The sequence below is a fragment of the Parvibaculum sp. genome, assembly GCF_040882025.1.
In the GTDB taxonomy this organism is placed as follows: domain Bacteria; phylum Pseudomonadota; class Alphaproteobacteria; order Parvibaculales; family Parvibaculaceae; genus Parvibaculum.
Window position 1 is genome coordinate 1 of record NZ_JBBECC010000089.1, and the last position, 4,774, is coordinate 4,774.

Annotated in this window: 4 protein-coding genes; 1 reads left to right on the top strand and 3 read right to left on the bottom strand. The window is 65.5% G+C overall.

Annotated features, from left to right (window positions below; all coding sequences use genetic code 11):
• The 3 genes from WEB61_RS06305 to WEB61_RS06315 form a co-directional block, all read right to left on the bottom strand.
• Positions 1-956 (bottom strand): VWA domain-containing protein (locus WEB61_RS06305; protein WP_368063482.1); only part of this gene is annotated, 956 nt, incomplete at its 3' end.
• A 6-nt stretch (positions 957-962) separates the two neighbouring features.
• Positions 963-1,907 carry an AAA family ATPase gene (locus tag WEB61_RS06310; protein ID WP_368063483.1) on the bottom strand — a complete coding sequence of 315 codons (945 nt, stop codon included), beginning with the start codon at positions 1,905-1,907 and terminating at the stop codon, positions 963-965.
• A gap of 157 nt (positions 1,908-2,064) precedes the next feature.
• Positions 2,065-3,663: an alpha/beta hydrolase fold domain-containing protein gene (locus WEB61_RS06315; RefSeq protein WP_368063484.1), complete on the bottom strand. Its 1,599-nt coding sequence runs from the start codon at positions 3,661-3,663 to the stop codon at positions 2,065-2,067.
• Between the two features lie 106 nt (positions 3,664-3,769).
• Here WEB61_RS06315 and WEB61_RS06320 point away from each other — a divergent pair.
• Positions 3,770-4,774: hypothetical protein (locus WEB61_RS06320; protein WP_368063485.1), on the top strand; the 1,005-nt coding region annotated here is incomplete at its 3' end.

Below are 4,774 nucleotides of genomic sequence, written 5' to 3' on the forward strand. Positions count from 1 at the left end.
GACCCGGAAACGTCGCAAATGGCCATCACCTTGGGCCGGTCGATTTTCGTCCGCTTCCAGACGGTGTGGAACATCAGCCCGTCGAACTCGATATTGGCGCGGATGGTGCGGCGGATATCGAGCTGGCCACGCCGCGATACCTTCTTGCGGCGCGAATGCAGCGCGATCAGGCGCTTCGCCATCTTGCGCACCAGCTCGCGCATGATCTTCATGTCGGAGCGATCGATATTGGAAAGCCGCACCTGCGCCAGAACCTCCTCGCGCAACTGGCGGCCCGAATTGGCGGTGAAGATTTCGAGCTGCTTCTCGACATAGTCGCGCACCTGGCCGCGCAAGCCCTCGCGCGCCTCGGCGAGCCGCTCAGCGCCGGACGCATTGCCGTCGCGCTCGCGCCGTTCGATTTCCGCGTTGAGACCGTCGAGCCCCATCAGCTCCATGATGCGGCGCGTGAACATGCCGCGCTGCGTGAAGAGACGGATGCGATTGAGCTGTGCCTGACGCGCGCCCTCGGCAAGCGCCATCTGCAGCTCAGCCTGATCGCCGCGTTCGAGCAGCGAGGCGAGATCGGTAGCAGGCGCAGGCTCGCCCTCACCCGGCTCGCCGCCCATACCGCCCGAACCCGGTGCCGACGGACTGCCCGACTGCTGCGGCGACCCGTCTTCGCCCTCGCCGCCGTCGGCCTCAGCGCCGTCGGCGGCATCCGCGCGGTCGTCATTGGCGGCGGGCGGACGGCTTTTGAACTGGTCGAAGGCGAAGAACATGTCGAAGGTTTCTTCGAAGGCGGCTTTTTCGTCTTCGCTTTTGGCCAGCACTTGCGCCAGCGCGTCGCGGAGCGTCCTCCGGTCGTCGAGACCGACAAGCCCGACGACGCGGCCGGCATCGATCGACTCCGAGGTCGAAACGCGGACATCGGCCGAGCGCAGCGCCCGAATGAAATCGCCGAGGACTTCGGTCATGGGCGCTTACCTCGCCTGCACCGCTTTCGTCACCAGCGCATTGATTTCGCCGTCGACATTGTCGATGTCGTCCTGGAATTTCAGCAGCACATTGAGCGTGTTGCGGACGAGATCGGCGTCGAGCTCGCGGGCATGCAGCAGGACGAGGGTGCGCGCCCAGTCGATTGTTTCGCTGACCGCCGGAAGCTTCTTGAGGTCGAGCGTGCGCAGGCCCTGCACGAAGGCGACGAGCTGGCGGCGCAGCTCTTCTTCGACTTCCGGCACGCGCGAGCGGATGATGCGCTGTTCGAGATCGGTGTCGGGAAAAGGGATATAGAGATGGAGGCAACGGCGCTTCAAGGCGTCGCCGATTTCGCGCGTGTTGTTGGAGGTGAGGAAGACGATCGGTGTCGTGCGCGCCTTGATGGTGCCGAGCTCGGGCACCGAAATCTGGTAATCGGAAAGAAGCTCGAGCAGGAAGGCTTCGAATTCGTCGTCCGACTTGTCGATTTCGTCGATCAGCAGCACCGCCCCGCCCGGCTGCCAGAGCGCTTTCAGGAGCGGCCGCGGTTCGAGAAATTCCTCGGAGAAAAACGTATCGTCGAAATCGTGCAGCCGCGTCATCGACTCTTTCAGGCCCTTGGCGCCGGCCATCAGATCGCCGAGCTTTTCCTTCAGCACCTGCGTGTAGAGAAGCTGCTTGCCGTATTTCCACTCGTAGAGCGCCTTGGCCTCGTCGAGCCCCTCATAGCATTGCAGCCGGATCAGCGGCTTGCCGACAAGTTCGGCCGTCGCCTTGGCCAGTTCGGTCTTGCCGACGCCGGGCGGACCTTCGACCAGCAGCGGCTTTTGCAGCCGCTCGGCGAGGAAGATCGAGGTGGCGATATGGGCGTTGCAGATATAGCCGCGCGTCTCGAAGCCCTTGCGGACCGCCTCGATTTCGGCGACGGCGTTCTTTTTCTCGGTGCTCAAGCGAATTGCGAGGGGCGGAAAGCTGCCCCTTCCCTGCGTTAACCTGTTGCGATTGCGGCAAGAGTAGCACAGGCGCGCAAGGCACGGGCAATGCCAAAGAGGCGGCATCCTGTTCACAGCGCAAGCGGCGCCGAACGGGCCTGCACACGCCCGGCGTTCAGCCGAAGGCGGCACGCATGACCTTGCCGACGACAGCGGCCTGATCCGCCGCGCCGAGCTTCGATTTGATGTGCGAGAAGTGCGAGCGGACGGTCGCCATCGAAAGCCCCCGCTCGCGCGCGAAGGCGGCGAGGCTCGAGCCCTCGGCAAAGGCCGCCGCAAGCTCCGCCTCCCGTGGCGAAAGGCCGTACCAGGCGGAAAGCGCATCGCGGTCGATCCGGTGGCGGCGCCCTTCCTCGAAAATCCGGACAAGCGCGATCGGCGGCGCGCCGGACCCGTCGGCCGGCGGCTGGATGCGCTCGCAACGGAGGAGAAAAACATCGCCGCGTTCGTTGACAATCCGCCCGTAGCGGTCGGCCGGGCCAAAATTGCTCCCTGTACTGACCAGTCCGAAAGTCTGGTCCATCAGGTTCGAGAGAACCTCTTCGCCTTGCACGCCGGCGCCGGTGAGCCTTCCGTTCTTGTGGACGAAGACGCCGCCGGTTTCGAGCACCTTTCGCGCCCGGCGATTGGCGAGGATCACATGCCGGCTGGCGCTGAGCAGCAGCAGCGCGTCCGGCGCATCGGCGAAGAGAAGGGTGAGCCAGTCATGCTCGATCTGCTCCTGCGTGACGAGGGCGCCGAATTCGAGCCGCCGCTCCATGAAATGCCAGACCCAGTCGGGATCGTGATCGCGCGCCCATTCGAAAAGCTGGTCGAAGCGCTCCGTCATGTGCGGCTGCACGAACTCCGACAGCTCGCGCGCATAGGCGTCGCTGAGCTGTTGCTTTTCGGCAGCAGTGCGGACATTCGCGCCGGTGCGCCGCCGCACGAACTGGCCGATGCTGGCAAGCGCGGCGCCGGCCTGCGGCGAAAGCGGCTGAAACCGCTGCCAGGTGTCGGGCAGGCCCTGCCAGACATGGAGATGCGCCCGCCCGCCGACACGGCGCAGCCCCTCGACAAGCAGGCGCGCATCGTCGAGCAGGACGTCGTCGGCGCCGGCATGGATGAGTGTTTCGGGCAGGCCCGAGAGATCGCCGAAGGCCGGCGAGGCCAGCGGATGGCGGGGATCGGCGCCCTGCAGATAGTCGATCGTCAGGGTCGCCAGCAATTCGACATCGGAGGCGAAGCGGCCGGTGCGGATGTTCTCGACATAGGAGCCGCCGGACAGCGTGAGATCGACCCAGGGCGTGAGCGCGACGAAGCCCGCGGGCAGCGGCGCGCCCTCGTCGCGCAGCACGATGAGGGCCGCAAGCGCGATGCCGGCGCCCGACGTGTCGCCCATCACGACGAGCTTCGAGGGTGGGACGCCGCGCGCCAGCAGCGCCTTGTACGTCGCGACCACGTCCTCGATGGCGAGTGGAAAGGGATGTTCCGGCGCGAGCCGGTAGTCGACCATCAGCACGCGGGCACGGCCGTTGCGCGCCACCGCATCGGCAACGACACCGTGCATCGGCCCCCGGTTCATCGCGAAAGTGCCGCCATAGACATAGAGGACCGTGGGCGAGGCATCGTCGCCCTCGCCGCACCAAACGGCCGGCCGCGGGAAACCCGCCGCCTCGGCAAGAGGAATGGTCTCGACAAGCTGATCCAACGCCGCCCCCTCCAGTAAGGCCATCCTATCATCACTTGTGATGAGGACAGAACCCCGGTCCGGGCCTTAACCCCTTTTAGAGACAGGGCGGCGCCGCAGCCCTGGTTTCAGCAGGGAAAGGGGCTGTTCAATGACATTACAGACAAGCCGGAGGACCCGGACAGGACAGAAAGCGCGCCTTGCAGCGGCGCTGCTCGCCTCCGCCGCTGTGAGCGCGCTGACGGCGGGAACCGCCAAGGCCGCGCCCAACCAGTGCCCGGAAGGCTATGTCGCCATCGAGGCCGGCGGGCGCGCCGCGACCGGCGACCTCACGCTCTCGGGCAATTACGGCGGCGCACCGGAATCAGGCGGCGGGACTTTTGCCCACGGGGTCGTGGGGTTCGATGTCGGCATTCACATCCGAGAAAGCATGGGCGGTACGACCAACGTGCAGGCCCCACCGGCCGAACTCACCGACGATATCGGACTGCCACCGGATCAGTTGTTGCAGGAGCCGGAGGCGAACAAGCGCAGAAAGGCCGAACTCGAACGCAACATCAAGAAGCTGATGGAGGAAAGGGACGTGCTGGAGAAGGAGCGCGGATACGACAATCCCGAAGTCAGGGATCTGAGCCGGCGCATCAATGTCGCCCGCAAGCAGATTAACGAACTCGACGAATCGTGGTCGGAAATCATGCTGCAGGAAGCGCATGAGCGCCGCACGCGTACACGGCGGGCGGCGGTCCCTTGCGACGGCCCGGTGATCGGCGTGCGCGGTCGCCTGCCCGTCGGCGGCAAGGAAACCTCGCACCACAATATCCATCCCGCACCGAGCACCCCGACCAGTGTTTCCTACGACGCTTCATGGATGCTGACGCCCTTTATCGGCTGGCTGTTCCTTCTCGATTGCGAGCTGACGCCGGGTGGAAACGTCGCCGTGACGCCCTGGGCGGGCGTTACCTTCGAGCGCGGCAAGCTCGGCATGACGACCGACGAACTCGGCACCGTCAGCTCGTTTTCGGAAAATGTGAACCGGAGCGGCCCGAGCATCGGGGTCAATGTCGACGTGCCGCTCGGCGAAAGGACTTTCATGGGCCTCGGTCTTCAGGGCGACTGGCTCTCGAGCGTGTCGGCGTCGGGCACCTCGCCCTCCTTC